Source organism: Herbaspirillum sp. SJZ099 (assembly GCF_007828355.1).
GTDB lineage: Bacteria > Pseudomonadota > Gammaproteobacteria > Burkholderiales > Burkholderiaceae_D > Herbaspirillum.
Map to the genome: position 1 here is coordinate 52,585 of NZ_VIUO01000009.1, position 20,472 is coordinate 73,056.

The 20,472-nt window shown below is 63.6% G+C and carries 16 protein-coding genes and 1 tRNA gene; 7 read left to right on the forward strand and 10 right to left on the reverse strand.

The window, feature by feature from the left end; translation table 11 throughout:
- Positions 1-53 precede the first annotated feature (53 nt).
- Positions 54-1,085, forward strand: a complete 1,032-nt coding sequence (locus tag FB597_RS17105; RefSeq protein ID WP_141915942.1) for a LacI family DNA-binding transcriptional regulator — start codon at positions 54-56, stop codon at positions 1,083-1,085.
- A gap of 96 nt (positions 1,086-1,181) precedes the next feature.
- On the opposite strand, the gene FB597_RS17110 is transcribed toward FB597_RS17105, so the two are convergent.
- The 5 genes from FB597_RS17110 to FB597_RS17130 all read right to left on the reverse strand — a co-directional run bounded on the left by FB597_RS17110 (position 1,182) and on the right by FB597_RS17130 (position 6,941).
- A complete protein-coding gene (locus tag FB597_RS17110) occupies positions 1,182-2,561 on the reverse strand; it encodes an MFS transporter (RefSeq protein ID WP_141915944.1) in 1,380 nt (459 codons plus the stop codon).
- A 167-nt stretch (positions 2,562-2,728) separates the two neighbouring features.
- Positions 2,729-3,604 carry a sugar phosphate isomerase/epimerase gene (locus tag FB597_RS17115; protein WP_141915946.1) on the reverse strand — a complete coding sequence of 292 codons (876 nt, stop codon included), beginning with the start codon at positions 3,602-3,604 and terminating at the stop codon, positions 2,729-2,731.
- Between the two features lie 113 nt (positions 3,605-3,717).
- Positions 3,718-4,611: a phytanoyl-CoA dioxygenase family protein gene (locus tag FB597_RS17120; RefSeq protein ID WP_141915949.1), complete on the reverse strand. Its 894-nt coding sequence runs from the start codon at positions 4,609-4,611 to the stop codon at positions 3,718-3,720.
- Positions 4,612-4,808: 197 nt separating this feature from the next.
- A complete protein-coding gene (locus FB597_RS17125) occupies positions 4,809-6,536 on the reverse strand; it encodes a diguanylate cyclase (protein ID WP_141915952.1) in 1,728 nt (575 codons plus the stop codon).
- Positions 6,537-6,851: 315 nt separating this feature from the next.
- Positions 6,852-6,941: transfer RNA gene (locus tag FB597_RS17130), tRNA-Ser, on the reverse strand.
- 457 nt (positions 6,942-7,398) lie between these two features.
- Between FB597_RS17130 and FB597_RS17135 the strand changes: the two genes are divergently transcribed.
- On the forward strand, positions 7,399-9,282 hold the full coding sequence (locus tag FB597_RS17135; RefSeq protein ID WP_141915954.1) for a GGDEF domain-containing protein: 1,884 nt from the start codon (positions 7,399-7,401) through the stop codon (positions 9,280-9,282).
- Between the two features lie 120 nt (positions 9,283-9,402).
- On the opposite strand, the gene serS is transcribed toward FB597_RS17135, so the two are convergent.
- Positions 9,403-10,704: a serine--tRNA ligase gene (serS, locus tag FB597_RS17140; protein WP_141915957.1), complete on the reverse strand. Its 1,302-nt coding sequence runs from the start codon at positions 10,702-10,704 to the stop codon at positions 9,403-9,405.
- A gap of 177 nt (positions 10,705-10,881) precedes the next feature.
- On the opposite strand from serS, the gene FB597_RS17145 reads away from it, so the two are divergent.
- Entirely contained in the window at positions 10,882-11,499 is a 618-nt protein-coding gene (locus tag FB597_RS17145) for an anaphase-promoting protein (RefSeq protein ID WP_141915959.1), read from the forward strand.
- 4 nt (positions 11,500-11,503) lie between these two features.
- Here the strand turns inward: FB597_RS17145 and FB597_RS17150 are convergent, their stop codons facing one another.
- On the reverse strand, positions 11,504-12,796 hold the full coding sequence (locus tag FB597_RS17150; RefSeq protein WP_141915961.1) for a replication-associated recombination protein A: 1,293 nt from the start codon (positions 12,794-12,796) through the stop codon (positions 11,504-11,506).
- Between the two features lie 189 nt (positions 12,797-12,985).
- On the opposite strand from FB597_RS17150, the gene fdxA reads away from it, so the two are divergent.
- Positions 12,986-13,327, forward strand: coding sequence for a ferredoxin FdxA (gene fdxA / locus FB597_RS17155; RefSeq protein ID WP_141915963.1), 342 nt, complete (start codon positions 12,986-12,988; stop codon positions 13,325-13,327).
- A gap of 82 nt (positions 13,328-13,409) precedes the next feature.
- On the opposite strand, the gene lolA is transcribed toward fdxA, so the two are convergent.
- Together lolA and FB597_RS17165 are read right to left on the reverse strand one after the other, a co-directional pair.
- The gene (gene lolA / locus FB597_RS17160; RefSeq protein ID WP_141915965.1) at positions 13,410-14,144 is read right to left on the reverse strand and encodes an outer membrane lipoprotein chaperone LolA; all 735 of its coding nucleotides are present in this window, start codon (positions 14,142-14,144) and stop codon (positions 13,410-13,412) included.
- A 72-nt stretch (positions 14,145-14,216) separates the two neighbouring features.
- Positions 14,217-16,547 (reverse strand): DNA translocase FtsK, encoded by a 2,331-nt coding sequence (locus FB597_RS17165; RefSeq protein ID WP_141915967.1) that lies wholly within the window; start codon positions 16,545-16,547, stop codon positions 14,217-14,219.
- Positions 16,548-16,896: 349 nt separating this feature from the next.
- On the opposite strand from FB597_RS17165, the gene trxB reads away from it, so the two are divergent.
- The 3 genes from trxB to FB597_RS17180 all read left to right on the forward strand — a co-directional run bounded on the left by trxB (position 16,897) and on the right by FB597_RS17180 (position 19,014).
- Positions 16,897-17,850 (forward strand): thioredoxin-disulfide reductase, encoded by a 954-nt coding sequence (trxB, locus tag FB597_RS17170; RefSeq protein WP_141915969.1) that lies wholly within the window; start codon positions 16,897-16,899, stop codon positions 17,848-17,850.
- 102 nt (positions 17,851-17,952) lie between these two features.
- On the forward strand, positions 17,953-18,279 hold the full coding sequence (locus FB597_RS17175) for an I78 family peptidase inhibitor (RefSeq protein ID WP_144770186.1): 327 nt from the start codon (positions 17,953-17,955) through the stop codon (positions 18,277-18,279).
- 75 nt (positions 18,280-18,354) lie between these two features.
- A complete protein-coding gene (locus tag FB597_RS17180) occupies positions 18,355-19,014 on the forward strand; it encodes a Smr/MutS family protein (protein WP_144770187.1) in 660 nt (219 codons plus the stop codon).
- Here the strand turns inward: FB597_RS17180 and FB597_RS17185 are convergent.
- The gene (locus FB597_RS17185) at positions 19,011-20,357 is read right to left on the reverse strand and encodes a leucine-rich repeat-containing protein kinase family protein (RefSeq protein WP_144770238.1); all 1,347 of its coding nucleotides are present in this window, start codon (positions 20,355-20,357) and stop codon (positions 19,011-19,013) included. The genes FB597_RS17180 and FB597_RS17185 overlap by 4 nt on opposite strands.
- Positions 20,358-20,472: the final 115 nt, after the last annotated feature.

The window sequence follows — 20,472 nt, forward strand, 5'->3', positions numbered from 1 at the left end:
TGTGTAAAGAGGCGTGATATCCCGCCATCCGGATCTGCAATCGAATCCAGCCAATGACAAGAAAACCGAATACCGAGACAGCCGCCCCCGCGCCAGTGCGCGCCATCACCAAGGAAGACGTTGCCCGCGCCGCCGGCGTGTCGCACATCACGGTATCGCGCGTGATCAATACGCCGGAAAAGGTTTCTCCCGAGACTCGCGCCAAGGTCGAATCCTTCATCGCCAGCATGGGCTACATCCCCAACATGCTGGCCGGCGGACTGGCCTCGCGCCGCACCCGCATCGTCGCCGCCATCGTCCCCACCATCAGCCACTCGATCTTCGCGGAGACCGTGCGCGGACTGTCGGAAAAGCTCAGCGAACAGGGTTACCAGTTGCTGCTGGGGCAGACCAATTATTCTGAAACGGCCGAGACGGCCCTGGTGGAAGCCTTCATCGGCCGCCGCGTCGACGGCCTGGTGCTGACCGGTGTGCAGCATACCGCCCGTACGCGCCAGCGCCTGAAGGCAGCCGGCATCCCGGTAGTGGAAACCTGGGACCTGACCAAACGCCCCATCGACATGCTGGTCGGCTTCGACAACCATGCCGCCGGGCGCGCCATGGGCGACTACCTCACCGGCAAGGGATACCGCCGCATGGCCTTCATCGGCGGCGAAGATCCGCGCGGCATGGCGCGCTTTTCGGGAATGCGCGAGGCCGTGCTGGCGCAGGGCGCGCAGGAGCCGATACATATCAAGATCCCGCTGGGCTCCTTCCTCCATGCCGGGCGCGAAGCGATCGGCTTGCTGCTGAGGGAGCACCCCGATGTCGATGCTGTCTTCTTCAGCAACGACGTCATCGCCGCCGGCGCCGCGATGGAATGCATCCGGCGCGGCATCCAGGTGCCCGGGCAGATTGCGCTGGCCGGCTTCGCCAATCTTGAGATCGCCCCCGAAGTCACGCCGGCGCTGACTACGGTACAAATCAGCGGCCACCAGATCGGCCTGACCACAGGACAAATGCTGCTGGCGCGCTTGAACGGCCAGGGCGTAGCCCAGCCGATATGCGATCTGGGCTATTCCATCGTCGAACGCGAAAGCGCCTGATCCACTGCCAGTGCCATTGCCATTCAGGCAAAACGGCCGGTGCGGCCAACGTTTGACCGCACCGGCCGCTTCCATTGCCCTGCCGGTTTGCGCGCGCTATTGCTCCTCGTCATACACGATGCCGCGCGTCTCCGGCGCGACCAGCAAGGCCACCAGCGCCACCCCGCCCATGAACATGATGTAGCCGATGATCGGGTAATAGCTGCCGCCGTAATACGCCAGCAGGCCCGTGGCGATCACCGGCGCCATGCCGCCGGTGATGACCGAAGACAGCTCGCGCGCGCAGCAGATGCCGCTCATGCGCATGCGCGGCGGGAACAACTCGGCGAAGAAAGCCGCCTGCACCGAAAACATCGGATACAGCCCGAACACGATCATCATCACGAAAGCGCCGATGATCATCGGGGTTTCCCGCGTCTCCAGCATCCAGAAAAACGGGAAGGCGCCCAGTATCATCACGAGGATACCGAGGATATACACTGGTCGCCGGCCGACACGGTCCGACAGCGCTCCCCAAAACGGATTGAGCAAGGCTCCGATGCCCGCGCCGATCAGCACCGCCATCAGGCCGACGCTGGCCTCGACCTTGAGCTGGGCGGTGAGATACGACAAGGCCCACACCTGGAAGATATAGCCCGCCGTGTTCTCCGAAAAGCGCGCGCCGATGGCAATCAGCAGGCTGCGCTTCTGCTCCTGCCAGACCGCCTTGATGGGCGCCTTCGCCACCGCCTTGCGCTGCTTCATCTTTTCGAAGGTGGGCGACTCCTGCACGAACAGGCGGATATAGATCCCCACCGCCAGGCCGACCGCGGAAAGCAGGAAAGGAATGCGCCATCCGTAGCTCATGAAGTCGGCCTCCGGCATCATGCGCACCAGCGCGAAGGCACCCGCCGAGAGCACCACGCCCAGCGCCACGCCGACGCCCGGCCAGCTGGCGTAATAGCCGCGCTTGTCGGGCGGGGCATATTCGGCCGACATGGTCACCGCCCCGCCGAACTCGGCGCCTGCGGCGAAGCCCTGCACCAGCCGCAGCAAGGTCAGCAGAATCGGCGCGGCGATGCCGATGCTGGCATAGGTCGGCAGGATGCCGATGAGCGTGGTGGACAAGCCCATCATCATGAGCGTGACCACCAATACGTTCTTGCGTCCTATCTTGTCGCCGATGTGGCCGAACACGAATCCGCCCAGCGGGCGCACCACGAACCCCAGCGCGTAAGAGCCGAAAGCGGCCAGCGTGCCGATCATCGGATCCAGCTTGGTGAAAAACAGCACATTGAAGACGATCGCCGCCGCCGTGCCGTAAAGGAAAAAGTCGTACCACTCGAGCGCGGTGCCGATGACCGACGAACGCAGCGCCATCTTGCGTTGCCGGATCTCTGCCGCGCTCAGGTTCTCCGCCGATGTCGAGGCCTGGCCGGGCGCCTGCGCATGGCCGGGGTTCACCGGGTGCGCCCGGGTACCTGCGATTGTATTCATGTGTCTGTCTCCTGTTGGGTGACGGGCGCATGCGGCGCTTGACGCGCCGGCCGGCTGTTTTATCGTGTGTCCGGCACTGGCCCTGTCTTTCCTGCGATGGGATGTACTGCGCCGTCGTTGCTCCTTCCTGCTGCTTCCTGGGTAAATTCGCTTTGCTCAGTGGCGCGTCAGGCGCGCCTGCGCATGTTCATGGCTGGCGCGCTGGCCTGCTCCGAAACGCAGCGCGCCCATCGTTCGCGCACCATGCGCATCATCAATTGCGCCTCTTCCCAACGGTCCGACAGCTCATAGCCGTCGGCGCCGGTCATCGCATATTCGGGCGGGCCGAGTTCGCACAGGAAGGTCAGTACCGCGTCGTCGCCGGCGCGCGCCATCCAGCTCCTGAAACCGTATTCCCACCAGCCCATGAACAACTCCAGCCATTGCCGGTGCTGCTTGAATTCCAGCTGCAACTGGATTTGCTCGCGGCTGGCGACGCGGCCGTGGAAGCCCCAGGCGTTATCGATGATCCGGTGCATCAGCGCATGGTTTTCCGCGGAAATCGGCCAGGCGAACTCGCGCCCCACCACATAGTGGGAAAGATCCGCCGTCAACCGCAGGTCCGGGAAGCGGTCCAGCAGATGCAGGGTGAACAGCAGGTCGGTGGTCATGCGGTCGCGGTGCGTCTCGATATGCAGCGCGATACCGGCGTCCTCGGCCAGCCGGCGCCAGCCTTCGATGTAGGGAATGCATTCCTGCAGCGTGTAGGGCCGCACATCGGCCTGCAGGTTGATGTGGTCGGCGCCCAGCTCCTGCACATGTTCGATGATGGGCTTCAATTCATCGACCGTGCGCGGATAGCATTGGGCCTGCCAGCTCATGCCATGTTCGCGCAGGAACGCGGTGACGGTGCGGGCGTATTGGATATCAGCAAAGCGCACGCCGGCGCCGTCGAAACCGGCGTCGCGGATCATGGACAGCTTTTGTTCCAGCGTCCATTCCTGCCCATCCGGGCGACGGCGCTCCATGGCCCATAACGATTGGTACACGCGAAACGTTTGCATGGGTGTTTGCCTCTGCAAAAAAGTTCGTCCCTCCGGCGCAGCCGGCTTGGATCGGCTGCGCCAGGTTCGTGCCGGGACGATGTGCCGCCCCGGAATGAAACGCAAGGGCCGGTTCAGGTACCGGCCGCCTGCTGCGGCACCTCCACCTGTTCGAAGAAACGCTTGCCGCTGGCCGACTGGTTTTCGTAGATCGACCCCTGGTTCAGTGCCGGCGGCAACGGCATGCGCACCGGCACATCGCGAAAGCGCGGCACGATGGTCGGCTCGCCCTGCAGCAGCCGGCTGTTGAAATCGTCGAAATCGGGCACGCCCATCAGCGGAAAGGCATCGGCCGCGCAAACTTCATAGAGCAGGAAATTGCGCGACATGGACGAACGATTCTGCGCCGAACCGTGTATCGCCCGCACATGGTGGAAAGAGACCGAACCCGCCTTGCCGACGATAGGCACCGCCCGGTCGAGATTCAGCCCGGGTTGGTTAGGGTCGAGCGCGCCGCAGAAACGGCCATCGGCATCATGGTGGTCGTAGGTCGGCCCCTTGTGCGACCCCGGCACCACCAACATGGCGCCGTTTTCCAGCGAGGTATCGTCCAGCATCACGCCCACGGCCAGGATGTCATCGTTGGTGGCCGGATAAAAAGCCCAGTCCTGATGCCACTCCACCGGCGAGCCAAAACGCGGCGACTTCAGGTTGAGCTTGGAGTTTTGCAGCCGGAAAGCCGGCCCCAACAAGGCTTCCAGCACTTCCAGCACCGGCTTGGAACGGATGAACTCCTCAAACACCGGATGGTTCTTGTGCGGCTGCTTGATGCGGCGCAAACGCGGATCGGCGGCGGTATGGCCACGCTCCAGATCGAATACGTCGGTATGGTCGCTGACCTTGCGCGATTGCTCCACCCACTGCGCCAGCGCATCCTTCATCCGCTGCCGCATGATGTCGTTGAGAAGGCCGGGCACCACCAGCCAACCTTCGTCCTGATATTGCGAAACCTGCCCTAGCGTGATCATGGCTGTCTCCTTTGATCGGAATCGTGTTCTACCCGCCGCGGCGGGGTTTTCTTGAATGCTTGCGCCCTGCCGTCCAAAATCAATGTTCACGCGAACATAATATGCCGCAAAAAAAACCGGAGTCAACTCCGGCCCGCCAAATATTTTGCGCCCCTCGTGAGATCAGCGCCCGTGGCCGCCCGCGTCCCGGTCCGCCATCAAATACTGACTTCCACCCGGTTGCGGCCGCGCTCCTTGGCCAAATACAGCGCGGTATCGGCCAGCTTGATCAATTGCTCCAGGCTATGTCCCGCACCCAATGCCGCCACGCCGAAACTGGCGCTGATGCTGATGCGCTGGCCGCCATCGAGATCGAACTCCTTCGCCTCCAGCGCCGCGCGCAACTTCTGCGCCACCGTTTCAGCCTTGCCGATATCCGCCTCCGGCAACAGCACGATGAACTCTTCTCCGCCATAACGCGCCAGCACATCCACCTTGCGCAGCAATTGCGCGGCGATTTGCGCCACACCACGCAAGACGGCGTCGCCGGACAAATGACCGTAGCTGTCGTTGATGCGCTTGAAATGGTCGATATCGAACAGCACCACCGACAAGTTGCGCCGATAACGTTGCGCCGCGCGCATCTGCTGCTCGCCATCGGAAAAAAAGGCGCGCCGGTTCAACAGACCGGTCAAGAAATCGGTGTTGGATGACGTCTGCAACTGGCTGATCAGCGCTTCGCGTTCGCGCGCCAGGCTGTTGCGCTCAAGAATACGTTCTTTCAGCACGCGCAATGCCCGCATCATGCCGCCGATCTCGTCATCATGCCTGGCAGCGGGAATCTCCAGCCCCAGCTTGCCATCGGCCAGCCCCACCACCAGGTCGGTGGCAGCGACCAACGGGCTCACCACGCGCTTGCGGATCATGTACATCAATAACTGGAAGAACAGGCAGGCAACGATGGTCAATCCGATGACCAGGGCCAGCAAATTACGCGCTTGCAGGTTGCGGTGCTCGGCCCGGGCCATCAGGTCGTCCAGGATGATATCGCGCAAATCGAAGATGGCCTTCATCCGCGGCACGTAGCGCGCCGCCAGTTCGGCCGGCGTAATGCCGTAATCCCCGGACTTCAGGCCCACCTGCAAAAGGTGGTCGATGAACTGGAAGCCGTCGTCGAAATATTGCCTGTCCAGATTGGCCAGTCCCTGCACGAATTGCGGCTGCGACGAATAAGAAGCCAGCCGCGCGCCCAGCAGCGAACGCAGCAATTCGATCCGCCCGTAAAGCCGGCCGATCTCGATGACCTCATCCGGGTTGAGCCTGCGATGGGTGATCAGCGCAGCAGTGAAACAAGACCCCACCTGCCCGGCATATTCGCGCAAGCTGGCTGCCGCGCGTACCCCCGACAGGCCGTCGCGCAAATCGGGATCGGCCAGGTCGACGGTATCGACCAGTTCCCCCGTTATCCGCACCAGCATCGGGATCACATCCACCATGCCCTTGACTGCGGACACGATCTCGGGATGGCTGCGCCTTTCCTGCGGTTGCCGGCCGATGCGGTCGACTGCGGCGCGGGCCGGGCCCATGGCCTGCTGCACCCTCCCGATCTTCTTCAGAATGCTGGAATTATGTTGCGCCGGATCCTTTTCCAGGGCGGTGCGCAGATCGGCCAGGGCCGCATCGCTGGCCGACCGTGCCGCCTGCAGGCGCCGGTAAAGCAACGCGCGCTCGTCGTCCCGTGCGCCCATGAAGGCATTGGAGGGCCCGCGCTCGATCGATACCTGCTCCATCGCAATCAGGCCCAGACGAAACCGCTTCAAGGCCGGGATGGTATTGGTGCTGCTCCGGTAGATGTTCCACTCAATCCATACCAGCGATACCGCCAACGCCAAAAACAACATCAGCAACGCGATGGAGATCAGCCGGAACAGTCGAGTCAAGGACATTTCTTTGGCCTGCTTCAAAGGCTTGCGATTTTTCAGGAATACAACAAGGCCGATCAAGCAATAAACAAAAGATCGTATGAGCGGGGATAAAAACACATCGCAGGCAGGCGCCGATGCATGGAGCCCGATTCGAGACGCCGGCGCACCGGAGGCGATGCTGAAAGCCGGCGCCGCAGTCCATCCCCCTTGAGGGCTGCGATACCGGCATATCGGAATGCCATCGCGCCGACGGCGGCAACAGCGCAACCGGCGCACATAAAAATAAAGCCCTGAGGATGTCAGGGCCTTACTTTTGCTTCCAACCTGCAAGCTAACTGGCGGAGAGGGTGGGATTCGAACCCACGGTACGGGAAACCGTACGCCTGATTTCGAGTCAGGTACATTCGACCACTCTGCCACCTCTCCGGTTAACTTCGGTCGATTTACTGCGTGAAGCAGCAAAGCTCGCAACTATAGCAGAAGTTTTTTAAGAAAGGAACATCCCTCTAAAATTATTTCCCCCAGCGTATTGCCGCTCCGTCATTTTCGCCCCACCTTCTCCCGGCGCGCAGGACTAGCGCCGCGTCAAACGCCAAGCCTCAGTTTTTTTCATGCAAAAACGTTGCCCTTGCGCTTCCATATCATCGTCTTGTCATAAATCGCTTCTAGCATCCGTAAATTATTTTCCACAACTAGAAATTTTTCGGGATCTCACGGAAGTCGAACCGATGCCGTGTCAGGATGGGGGGCAAGGCGCAAAACCCAGCCCGGCCGGCGGCACGGCGCGGCTTTGCGGCGCCGCAAACCGCCTGAGGGGGCATTGCGGCAGCCGACGAGGTTCCGGACAGGTTCTCAGGAACAATTTCATACCGGGATCAGCCAAATGGCGCCTCTTTCCAATGCCTCTTTTCCGCTCGACGCCGAAGCGGCCGAGCTGATCGCCCGCGCCGCCGGCAGCCTGCCGCCGAACGCCGACGACCAGATGCTGTCGCTGCTGCATGAAATCATCGCCCAGCGCAAGCTGACGGCCTTGTTCCAGCCGATCGTACGCATGCGCAATGGCGAGATCCTCGGCTACGAAGGCCTGATCCGCGGGCCCTCGAACACCCCGCTGCACTCCCCGCTGGCCCTGTTCAAGGTGGCGCGCACGCACAACCTCTCGGTACAGATGGAATACCTGTGCCGGCATATCGTGCTGACCCGCTTCGCCCAATCCGGCCTGCCCGGCAACCTGTTCCTCAACGTCACCCCCGGGGCTTTGATGCAGCCCGAGGCGATCCAGGGCGAAACCCTGCGCTACCTCGAGAACCTGGGCGTCAACCCGCAGCGCATCATCATCGAGCTGACCGAAAACGAACCGACCTATGACTACGCCCTGCTGCGCAATGCCGCCATGCATTACCGCGACATGGGATTCCAGATCGCCATCGACGATCTCGGAGAAGGATTCTCCAGCCTGCGCTTGTGGTCCGAGCTGCAGCCCGAGTACGTCAAAATCGACATGCACTTCGTGCAAGGCATCAACCACGACCCGATGAAGCTGCAATTCGTGCGCTCGATCCAGGAGATCGCCGAGAAATCCGGCTCCATCGTCATCGCCGAAGGCATCGAGTCGCAGGCCGAATTGCTGACCATCCGCGACCTCGGCATCGCCTGCGGCCAGGGCTACCACATTGCCCGCCCGATGGCCGAGCCGCCGGTATCGATCTCGGAAGATGTCACCAAGACCCTGCGCCGCGACAAGGTGCCGCTGGCGGCCAACAAATACGGTCCCGGCAAGCGCAGCGCCACCGTCTTCAAGCTGCTGCGCGAAACCCGCTACGTCACGCCGGAAATCACCAACGACCACGCCTACGACATGTTCGTCAACGATCCGCAACTGCAGGCGCTGCCGGTGGTCAGCAACGGCCTGCCGATCGGCCTGATCAACCGCTACAGCATGGTCGAGCGCTTCGCCCGCCTGTACGGCCGCGAGCTCTACGGCAAGAAGTCCTGCGCCTTCTTCATGGATCCCAACCCCATCCTGACCGAGCAGGACACCAGCCTGCAGGACCTGTCCAACCTGCTGGTGCAGGCCGAGTCGCACCACCTGTCCAACGGCTTCATCATCACCGACCGCGGCCAGTACGTGGGCCTGGGCACCGGCCACGACCTGCTGCGCGAAATCACCCAGATGCAGATCGACGCCGCACGCCACGCCAACCCGCTGACCCAGTTGCCGGGCAACGTGCCGATCAACGACCACATCGAATACCTGCTGCAAAGCGGGGTCGAGTTCTGCATCTGCTATTGCGACCTGGACCACTTCAAGCCCTTCAACGACGTCTACGGCTATCGCAAGGGCGACGACATGATCCAGCTCACCGGCCGCATCCTGCAGCAAGGCTGCGACCCGCAGCATGACTTCATCGGCCATATCGGCGGCGACGACTTCCTGATCATGTTCCAAAGCGAGGACTGGGAAAGGCGCTGCCGCGCCATGCTGGACAACTTCACCGCCGAATCCGGCGCCTTCTATTACGACGAAGACCGCGAACGCGGCGGCTATTTCAGCGAAGACCGCCAGGGCAACCGCGTGCTGCATCCGCTGGTGAGCATTTCCCTGGGGGCGGTGAAGATCGAACCCGCCCAGTACTCCTCGCCGCACCAGATCGCCTCGGCAGCGACCCGGGCCAAGAAACAGGCCAAGAAGACGCCCGGCAACAGCCTGTTCATCGAACGCCGCATCCCGATGGCGTTCTCCTGGGCACTCAATGACGGCGGCTAGCCACGCCGCCGGCGAGAACGTTTTCACCGGCCCTGCACCCGCCATGACGGCAACGCCAATGTAAAAACGGCCGACCCATTACAGGTCGGCCGTGCTCCATCGATATCCCACCAGTCCCGGTCAGGCGCCCGGCGCCAGCCTGGTGATGCCGCCCATGTAAGGCTGCAGCGCCTCCGGAATCTCCACACTGCCGTCGGCTTGCTGGTAGTTCTCCAGCACCGCCACCAGGGTACGGCCGACCGCCAGGCCGGAGCCGTTCAAGGTGTGCAGCAGCTCAGGCTTGCCCTGGGCATTGCGGAAACGGGCTTGCATACGGCGCGCCTGGAAAGCCTCGCAGTTCGACACCGACGAGATCTCCCGATAGGTATTCTGCGCCGGCAGCCAGACTTCGATGTCATAGGTCTTGGCCGCGCCAAAGCCCATGTCGCCGGTGCACAGCGTGATCACGCGGTACGGCAGGCCGAGCTTCTTGAGGATGGCCTCGGCATGGCCCAGCATCTCTTCCAGCGCCTCGTACGACTTCTCCGGATGCACGATCTGCACCATTTCCACCTTGTCGAACTGGTGCTGGCGGATCATGCCGCGGGTGTCGCGGCCGTAGGAGCCGGCCTCGGAACGGAAGCATGGCGAATGCGCGGTGAACTTCAGCGGCAGCGTGTCGCCGGCCACGATCTCCTCGCGCACCAGGTTGGTCAGCGGCACTTCGGCGGTCGGGATCAGGTACAGCGCGGCGTTTTCCGCCTCGCCTTCCTGGCCGCCCTTCTTGACGGCGAACAGGTCGGCCTCGAACTTGGGCAACTGGCCGGTGCCGCGCAGCGAATCGGCATTGACGATGTAAGGCGTATAGCACTCGGTGTAGCCGTGCTCGCCGGTGTGGGTGTTGAGCATGAACTGCGCCAGCGCACGATGCAGGCGCGCGATGCCGCCCTTCATCACCGAGAAGCGCGAACCGGTCAGCTTGACCGCGGTATCGAAATCCAGGCCCAGCGGCGCGCCGACATCGACATGGTCCTTGACCTCGAAGTCGAAGGCGCGCGGCGTTCCGACCTTGCGCACCTCCACGTTGCCGGATTCGTCATTGCCCACCGGCACCGACTCGTGCGGCAGGTTGGGCACGGCTTGCAAGAAGGCGTTCATCTGCTGCTGCACCTCGTCCAGGCGCGCCGCCGAAGCCTTCAGTTCGTCGCCGATGCCGTTGACTTCCGCCATCACCGCCGAGGCGTCTTCGCCCTTGCCCTTCAACATGCCGATCTGCTTGGACAGGCTGTTACGCTTGCCCTGCAATTCTTCAGTGCGGGTCTGGATCTGCTTGCGCTCGGCCTCCAGCGCGTTAAAACCGGCGACGTCGAGGACGAACTTGCGTGCCGCCAGACGGGCAGCCACATTGTCGATGTCTTTACGGAGAAGTTGGATGTCGATCATGGGAACAAATAGCAAATAAGGATTGGCGCTCAAAAACGGGATTGTACCAAGCCAGGCGGCTTTACCGGGGGCTTCCCCGAACGTTTCCGGGAATAAATGCGCATCGCCGCATGGCGCACAGCGGCCGGGACGGGTTACCATTCGCCCCATTTCCCGCCACTCTTGCCGATTCCGATCATGTCCGACGCCGACGACGCCCCCAAAACCACGCCCCTGCCGCTTTCCATCCTCGGCCTGGTAGCCGCCTTCGGCCTGGCCCTGTGGGCCGGTATCCACTACATGACGCATGACGCCAGCCTGTTCTACGGCTTGCTGGCCGGCCTGTCGTTCGGCGCCGCCTTCGCGTTCGGCCAGCAGATCAAGCATCGCGTCGCGCCGTCGAAACAGCGCAAGACCGGCTGGAAAGTGCACGCGCCAGGAGCGGCCGAACTCAGCCCGGCCAAGCTGGCCGCGCAGCAGGCGCGCAAGATCAGCGTGGAGTTCGACGACGAGGAAATCCGCACCACCGTCAATGGCCTCAAGCGCGAAGGCGTGGCCTGGAGCGCTGTCAACCGGGTCGATATCGTCATCAGCGACGAATTCCTGCCGCTGCCGCAATGGATCATCGGCGGCGACGGCGGCGCAGGCGCCAAGGGCATCATCGTCCCCAATGACGCCGAAGGGCTGGATGCATTGATGGACGCCATGAAGGCGCGCCTGCCGGGCTTCGACAACGACGCCACCTACCAGGCCATCATTTCCGCCATGGCGACCATCGAAGGCCATTTCCCGGTTTGGAACAGGAAGCCGGCCTAGGGACTTACTTGGAACTCTTGCGCGCCTGGCGATCCAGCTCGCGCAAGTACGCCAGCTTGTCGCCGATCTTGGCTTCCAGCCCGCGCGGCACCGGCTGGTACCAGTTGGGTTCGCGAATGCCGTCCGGCAGGTAGGTCTCGCCGGCGGCATAGCCTTCCGGTTCGTCATGGGCGTAGCGGTACAGCTTGCCGTAGCCCAGTTCCTTCATCAGCTTGGTCGGCGCGTTGCGCAGGTGTTCCGGCACCGGGCGCGACTTGTCCTTGGCGACGAAGGCGCGCGCCTGGTTGTAGGCCATGTAGCCGGCGTTGCTCTTGGCCGCCACCGCCAGATAGATCACCGCCTGCGCCAGCGCCAGTTCGCCTTCGGGCGAGCCCAGGCGCTCATAGGTAGCGGCGGCGTCATTGGCGATGGTCATCGCGCGCGGATCGGCCAGGCCGATGTCTTCCCATGCCATGCGCACGATGCGGCGCGCCAGGTAACGCGGGTCGGTGCCGCCGTCGAGCATGCGCGTGAGCCAGTACAAGGCGCCATCGGGGTTGGAACCGCGCACCGACTTGTGCAACGCCGAGATCTGGTCGTAGAAGGCGTCGCCGCCCTTGTCGAAGCGGCGCAGCGCATCGCCCAGGCATTCGGCCAGGACTTCGGCGGTCACCGTGGCCAGCCCTTTGGCCTGCGCCGAGCGGGCCACGATTTCCAGATTATTGAGCAGCTTGCGGCCGTCGCCATCGGCGCTGGCGACCAGCATCTCCCTGGCTTCCGGCTGGAACTGCAAGCCGTCCAGCTCCTCGTGGCAGGCGCGTTCGACCATGGCGCCGAGGTCGTCCTCGGTCAGCGACTTGAGCACGTACACGGCAGCGCGCGAGAGCAGCGCACTGTTGACCTCGAACGAGGGATTCTCGGTGGTGGCGCCGATGAAGGTGAACAGCCCGCTTTCCACGTGCGGCAGGAAGGCATCCTGCTGGCTCTTGTTGAAACGGTGCACCTCGTCGACGAAGAGGATGGTGCGGCGGCCGGAATTGGCGCGGATCAACTGGGCCCGTTCAACCGCCTCGCGGATGTCCTTCACGCCCGACAGCACTGCCGACAACGCCATGAATTCGGCGTTGAAGGAGTCCGCCATGAGCCGCGCCAGCGTCGTCTTGCCCACGCCCGGCGGCCCCCACAGGATCATCGAATGCGGCTCGCCCGATTCGAACGCCACGCGCAAGGGCTTGCCCGGCCCCAGCACATGCTGCTGGCCGATCACGTCATCGAAGGATTGCGGCCGCATGCGCTCGGCCAGGGGGATCAGGTTCATCTTGAAATCAGTCGGTGCGGCGGCAGGTAGATCGGCCGCCAAAGGCAGTAGTCTAACGCAGAGTCAAGTACGCGCACCGCGACGTGGCCCCGACAGGCGCCGGGCGCGCGTTTCCGCTTAGCGGTTAAAATACCGGTTCGCCGCGCGGCCGGTCCGCGCAAGTTGTCACCCTGCCCGCTCCAGAATCCCATGCCTTTTGTCGTTACCGATTCCTGCATCCAGTGCAAGTACACCGATTGCGTCAGCGTCTGCCCGATGGACTGCTTCGTCGAAGGGCCGAACTTCCTGGCCATCGACCCGGATGGCTGCATCGACTGCTCGATGTGCGTGCCGGAATGCCCGGTCGGCGCCATCTATAACGCCACCGACCTGCCGGTGGCGCTGGCGCATTTCGAAGACCTCAATGCTAGGCTGGCCAAGCATCCCGGCTGGAAGCCCATTACCAAGGTACAGGCGCCGATGGCCGACCACGCGCAGTGGAAGGACGTGAAGGACAAGCTGCCGCTGCTGAAAATGGCCGACGGCGACTAAGCCTCCCGGCCATGCACGGAAAAGCCCCGCAAGTTCACACTTGCGGGGCTTTTTCATGGAGCTGCGACAATCCGGTCGTTGCTCAGTTGTTGAATACGTCCGCCCCCTTGGGGATGGTGAAGGTGAAGCTGTTGACCTTCAGCGGCGGATTCTTCTCGAAGCTGTCGAAACTGAGCACCGAGACTTGCCCAAAGGAGTCGTGCAGCTCCATCGCCACCGGCATGCCGTTCCTGAAGCCGATGCCGATGCGGTCGAAAGTGGTGTCGCGGCTCTTGGGCACCGCCTCCAGCCACTCCACGCCATCCTTGACGCCCGATTCCTTCAGGGTGAAATTCTTTTCCAGGTCGTTGCTGCCGAACAGGATCGCCGCCGGCGAAGAGCCCAGCGCATTGCCCAGTTTCTTGGTGGTGACCTGGTTCAGGTCCTTGTCGTAGATGAACAGCTTTTCGCCGTCGGCCTGGATCACCTGCTCATAGGGCTTCTGGTAAGTCCAGATGAATTTCCCCGGGCGCGAGAACACGAAAGCGCCGCTGGACGTGTTCACCACCTTGGCCGCGCCATTGTCGTTCCGCACCAGGCGCTGGGTGAAATCGCCCTTGGCCGATTGGGTGCTGGCGACGAATTGCTTGAACTGCTCCAGCGCGGCCGCCGAGGCCCGGCCCGGCGTCAGCGCGGTAAAGACGATGGCGCCGGCCACGGCCAGCGCCGACAGCGAAACCGCCACGAGGATGCGGCGCAGGTTGATGGCGCGCGCCCGGGCTGGTGCCCGGCCGCGGCGTTCGATTCCTTCAAACAAGGGATGCCTGGGATTGTTCATATCGTTTCCGTTCTTACATACAGTTGCGCAACAAGGTAGGCGGCCACTCTTGGCCCGCCGCCTTGTCCCCGCTTAGTCGGCGTCATTGCCCGCCGGCACCAGGATCTCGCGGTTGCCGTTGGACTGCATGGTCGATACCACGCCGCTTTGCTCCATCTGCTCCAGCAGGCGCGCGGCGCGGTTGTAGCCGATGCGCAAGTGGCGCTGCACCAGCGAGATCGAGGCGCGGCGGTTCTTCAGCACCACCGCCACGGCCTGGTCGTAGAGTTCATCGCTCTCGCCGCCGCCGGCGCCCGCTCCGGCGCCGCTGCCGCCCTCGGCATCTTCCAGCACGCCGCCCTCTAGGATGCCTTCGATGTAATTCGGTTCCCCCTGGGCCTTGAGGTGATCCACCACGCGGTGGACTTCATCGTCGGAAACGAAAGCGCCGTGCACGCGCACCGGCAAACCGGTGCCGGGCGGCATGTACAGCATGTCGCCCATGCCCAGCAGGGTTTCCGCGCCCATCTGGTCGAGGATGGTGCGCGAGTCGATCTTGGACGATACCTGGAAGGCGATGCGGGTCGGCACGTTGGCCTTGATCAGGCCGGTGATCACGTCCACCGACGGGCGCTGGGTGGCCAGGATCAGGTGGATGCCGGCCGCGCGCGCCTTCTGTGCAATGCGGGCGATCAGTTCTTCCACCTTCTTGCCCACCACCATCATCAGGTCGGCCAGTTCGTCGATGATGATGACGATGGTTTCCAGCTGCTCCAGCGGCTCCGGCGCGTCCGGGGTCAGGCTGAACGGATTGGGGATCTTCTCGCCGCGCTTGTCGGCATCGATGATCTTCTGGTTGTAGCCGGCCAGGTTGCGCACGCCCAGCTTGGACATCTTCTTGTAGCGGCGCTCCATTTCCTCCACCGCCCAGTTCAGCGCATGGCCGGCCTGGCGCATGTCGGTCACCACCGGCGCCAGCAGGTGCGGGATGCCTTCGTAGATCGACAGTTCGAGCATCTTGGGGTCGATCAGGATCAGGCGCACCTGCTTGGGCGTGGACTTGTACAGCAGCGACAGGATGGTGGCGTTGATGCCCACCGACTTGCCCGAGCCGGTGGTGCCGGCCACCAGCAAGTGCGGCATCTTGGCCAGGTCGGCCACCACCGGGTTGCCGGCGATGTCCTTGCCCAGCGCCACGGTCAGGCTGGAGTGGCTGTCGTTGTAGACCTTGGAGCCGAGGATCTCGGTCAGGCGCACGATCTGGCGCTTGGGATTGGGCAGCTCCAGGCCCATGTAATTCTTGCCCTGGATGACTTCCACCACGCGAATCGAGGTCAGCGACAGCGAACGCGCCAGGTCGCGCGCCAGGTTGACGATCTGGCTGCCCTTGACGCCGGTGGCCGGTTCGATCTCGTAGCGGGTGATCACCGGGCCCGGATAGGCCGCGACCACCTTGACCTCGACGCCAAAGTCCGAGAGCTTCTTCTCGATCAGGCGGCTGGTGAATTCCAGCGTCTCGACCGACACCGTCTGTTGCGCCGGCGGCGCTTCATCCAGCAGGGAGAGCGGCGGCAGGTCGGTATTGCTGTCGTCGAACAGGCTGGTCTGCTTTTCCTTCTGCACGCGATCCGATTTCTGCACCTCGACGATCTGCGGCTCGATACGGATCGGCGGCGCCTCGACGATCTTGGCGCGCTCCTGCACCACCACTTCCTCGCGCTTGACGGCGGCTTCGGCGCCGGCCTTGCGGTCGGCCCGCGCGGCAAAGAAATTGCGCACCCACAGCAGGCCATCCTCGATGGCGCCGCCGATGCGCTCCACCGCGGCCAGCCACGACACATGGAAGAACAGGGAAAAGCCCAGCCCGAACAGCAACAGCAGCAGCAAGGTGGCGCCGGTGAAGCCGAAGGTCGGCTGCACCGCCGTGCCGATCATCTCGCCCAGCACGCCGCCGGGGGAATGCGGCAGCTTGGGCGCCAGGCGATGCATGCGGGTGAATTCGATGCCGAGGCTGCCGGTCATCATGAAGACGAAGCCGATAGCGCGGATCAGCGGTTCCTGCCGGTGTTCGGGCTCGGCTTCCTTTTCCACCAGGAAGCGGTTGGACAGGCGGCGATAGCCGCTCCAGACCGAGCGCCCCAGGAGCACGCACCACCACCAGGCCGACAGGCCGAAGATGTACAGCATCAGGTCGGCCACCCAGGCGCCCACGCGGCCGCCCCAGTTGGCCGCGCGCGGCACCGAGCTGGCCACCGACCAGCCCGGATCGGTCTTGGAGTACGTCAGGAGGATCAAGACCAGATAGACCAGCAGCGCGGTCAGCGCCAGCCAGCGCGCTTCGGAAATCAGCCGCACCAGGCGGTTGGGCATCGGCGGGGCCGGCGCTTTGGTGTTGCGGATATGGGCTTGACTCGTCTTCGACATAACTTCCGTGCAAAAAAAGCGTAGCCGTCATTGTAACGGCATTAGATTGGCGTCATGCGCTTTTGGGGGCTCGCGCACAGGACTCCGGGCGCGGCGGCATTATCGTTTCTACAAGTTCCCGCGCGGCAAACGGCAGGTGCGGCCGGGCCCGCGCGGCCTATCGGATGAATAGCGTAATTCCATCAGCTGGACAGGGGCCTTCGTCTATAATCTTACCCGTTTTGCAGCGCAGTATTGACGAGCCTCCCGCTCGCGCGTTCGCACCGCCGCCCTGCGGCCCTGAATTGAAATCCCGGAATTCGTCTCAAGCTAGGTTGAGCGATCCCATTAAACAGACAAAGAGTATCTTATGAGCACGCCCAAACATGCCAAGGTCCTGATCCTCGGTTCCGGCCCCGCCGGCTACAGCGCCGCCGTGTATGCCGCACGCGCCAACCTCAATCCGGTGATGATCACCGGGGTCGAGCAAGGCGGCCAGCTGATGACCACCACCGACGTCGAGAACTGGCCGGGCGACCCGCTGGGCGTACAAGGTCCGGAACTGATGCAGCGCCTGCTGCAGCACGCCGAACGTTTCAACACGGAAATCATCTTCGACCACATTCACACCACCAAGCTGTCCGAACGCCCGTTCCGCCTGATCGGCGACTCCGGCGAATACACCTGCGACTCGCTCATCATCGCCACCGGCGCCTCGGCCCAGTACCTGGGCTTGCCGTCCGAACAGGCGTTCATGGGCAAGGGCGTTTCCGCCTGCGCCACCTGCGATGGCTTCTTCTATCGCGGCCGCGAAGTGGCCGTGGTCGGCGGCGGCAATACCGCGGTCGAGGAAGCGCTGTACCTGTCCAACATCGCCAGCAAGGTCACCATCATCCACCGCCGCGACAAGTTCCGCGCCGAACCGATCCTGATCGACCGCCTGCTGCACAAGGTCACCGAAGGCAAGATCGTCATCCAGTGGCACCATACGCTCGATGAAGTGGTCGGCGACGACAGCGGCGTGACCGGCATCAGGATCAAGTCCACCCAGGACGGCGCCATCACCGATATCCCGGTGCACGGCCTGTTCATCGCCATCGGCCACAAGCCCAACACCAGCATCTTCGAAGGCCAGCTGGAGATGCATAACGGCTACCTCAAGACCCGCACCGGCACCGAAGGCTTTGCCACCGCCACCAGCGTCGAAGGCGTGTTCGCCGCCGGCGACGTGCAAGACCACGTCTATCGCCAGGCCATCACCAGCGCCGGCACCGGCTGCATGGCCGCGCTCGATGCCCAGCGTTATCTCGAAGGCCTGGAATAAACTTTCGCCAGCGCTGAACTAGCGGAGCGGCCGCTCATCCAAAAGCCGGTAGGAGCCCAGTGCTTCTACCGGCTTTGCTTTTTATCAACAGAAAGGAAAAACATGGCCTTTCCCCGTGCCGCCCGGCTTTTCCTGCTTTCCCTGCTTTCCCCGCTCGCGCTGGCCGCCTTGCTGGCTGCCTGCAGCGCCTCCCAGGAGCCCAAGCCGCATGACGCCGACAGCAGTGCCGGCTGCGATGCCGCCAAGGTCGACTATCTGATCGGCCAGAATGTCAGCGGCTATATCGAGCGCCAAGCCATGCAAGAGTCGGGCGCATCCGATGTGCGTGTCCTGCGTCCCGGCGACGCCGCCACCATGGACTTCAACCCCGCTCGCCTCAACATCCACACCGACCCCGGCAAGGTCATCATCAAGCTGGCCTGCGGCTGAACCTCGGGTGTCGTTCCGAGAACCTGTTCAGGTTCTGATAAAGTAGCCCGCTGGGAAGTTTGACCGGGCTGCATCATGGCAACAATCAAGGATTTTTCCGCACTCAAGGGGCTGCGCAAGCAATTGCAGGCCCAGGAGCAGGCGCGCGCCGAAGCGCAGGCAGAACGCCTGCGCAACGAGGCTAAACTCAGGGAAGACACCGATATCTTCCGCAACAGCATCGGCCAGGTGGCGCCGCTGCGCGCCAAGGCGGCCGACAAGGCGCACCATCTGCCGGAGCTGCCGCCGCCCATTCCACGCCAGCATCTGGCCGACGAGCAGGCCGCGCTGATGGAGTCGCTGTCCGACGAATTCACCGTCGACACCCTGATGGACAGCGATGAAAACCTCAGCTTCGCCCGTCCCGGCATCGGCCCCGACGTACTCAGCAAGCTGCGGCGCGGCAACTGGGTGATCCAGGCCCAGCTCGACCTGCACGGCTACCGGCGCGACCAGGCGCGCGAGGCCCTGGGTGAATTCCTGCGCCAATCCAGGAAACGCGGCCTGCGCTGCGTGCGCGTGATCCACGGCAAGGGCCTGGGTTCGGTCAACAAGGAGCCGGTGCTGAAGCACAAGGTGCGCAACTGGCTGGCGCAAAAGGATGAAGTGATGGCCTTCTGCCAGGCGCGCGCGGCCGACGGCGGCGCCGGCGCGCTGGTGGTGCTGCTCAAGTCCAGCGAGCGCGTCTCCGGCTAAGCCGCGCAGCTGGAGCGCTCGAGTGAGGCCACCGACGCCGCCAGTTCCCGTGCGATGCCGTCGAAATCCGGCCGATCGCCAGGCGCTTCGGAACGGCATCGGTCGCGCAAGCGGCCCAGCCGCTCAATAACGGGTTCCAGGCCGGGCAGCGCGCAATGCTGCAGCAATTCTTCCAGCAGACAGCCGAACGCCCTTGCCTCCATCGCCTGCAAGGCCGCCGCATAAGGAGCGGCCGGGTCGCACAAGGATGCGGCGCCGAAGTCGCCCAGCAATGCGCTGCCCGGCGCCCGATGCAAAATGTTGTGCGCGTACAGGTCGCCGTGCACCACGCCGCGGCGGTGCAGATGGGCCACTGCGGCGGCCACATCGCGGGCTACCCCCAAGGCGTGGCGCCATTCAAAGACGGTTTCCTCGGCGTACACGTCGCGCGTGCACGATACGAGGCTGGGCGGGCCGGCAAGATTGACGAAGCTGGGCGCAATCAATGGCATCACCAGACCGTGAGCGCTGTCCGGATGCCCCCGCAACCGCCCCAGCACGGGAATCAGCCCTTGATGATCGCCGGCCGCGATGGCCGCAGCCATCTCTCGCCGGGGCAAACCATCGCTGGTGACTTCCCCCTTGAACAGTTTCACGGCAACCGCGCGCGCCTCGCTCCCGGTGCGCCAACGCGCCTCGTGGATCACGCCGGAAGCCCCTTCGCCCAGCTTGCGCAGCAATTCAAGATCGCGCCACTCAACCGGAGGCGCCTGGGCGGCGCCATCCACGGCGGCCTCAAACTCCGCGCAAAATGGATTGCCGGCCACGGCAAGCCAGCTCAATCGCGGCAATGCCGCCAGCACCTCCGGAAACGCCTCGAACCGGTTGACCGCCAGGCGCAGCAGTTCAAGGCGGCGGCAGTTCGCCATCTCCGATGGCAGAGAACGCAGGCGATTGCCCGCCAGCATCAACTTCTGCAGCCGCGTGCAATGGCCGATTTCAGGGGGCAAGGCCTCGATGCGATTGTCGGTCAGCACCAGCCAGCGCAACGCCGCGGGCAACGCCGCTCCCGGCACGCGGCCGATGCGGTTGGCCTTGAAACCGATCATCTCCAGGCGCGCGCAGCGGCCCAGCACGGCAGGCAGTTCGGTGAACGCATTGTCGGAGCAAAAGATGATGCGCAGCTGATGCAAGCGCGGCAAGTCGTCCGGCAAGGCACTGAGCTGGTTGCCGCTGAGGTCGAGAATCTCAAGCGTATCGGCGAGATTGAAAATCTCGCGCGGAAATTCGCGCAGCCCGCAAGACAGCGAAAGCCGTTTGATGCCGGCCAGCGCCCCGCTGCGTAATTGTTCAAGGGTATGCATGCCGCCTGCCCGCCAAAAGAAAGCGCGCAGTGTATCAGGGACGGCGAACATCCCGGCCCCTGGGCCATGCAGGTCCTTGGAACGCATGCCATCACCAGGTCAATCAGCCAATGGA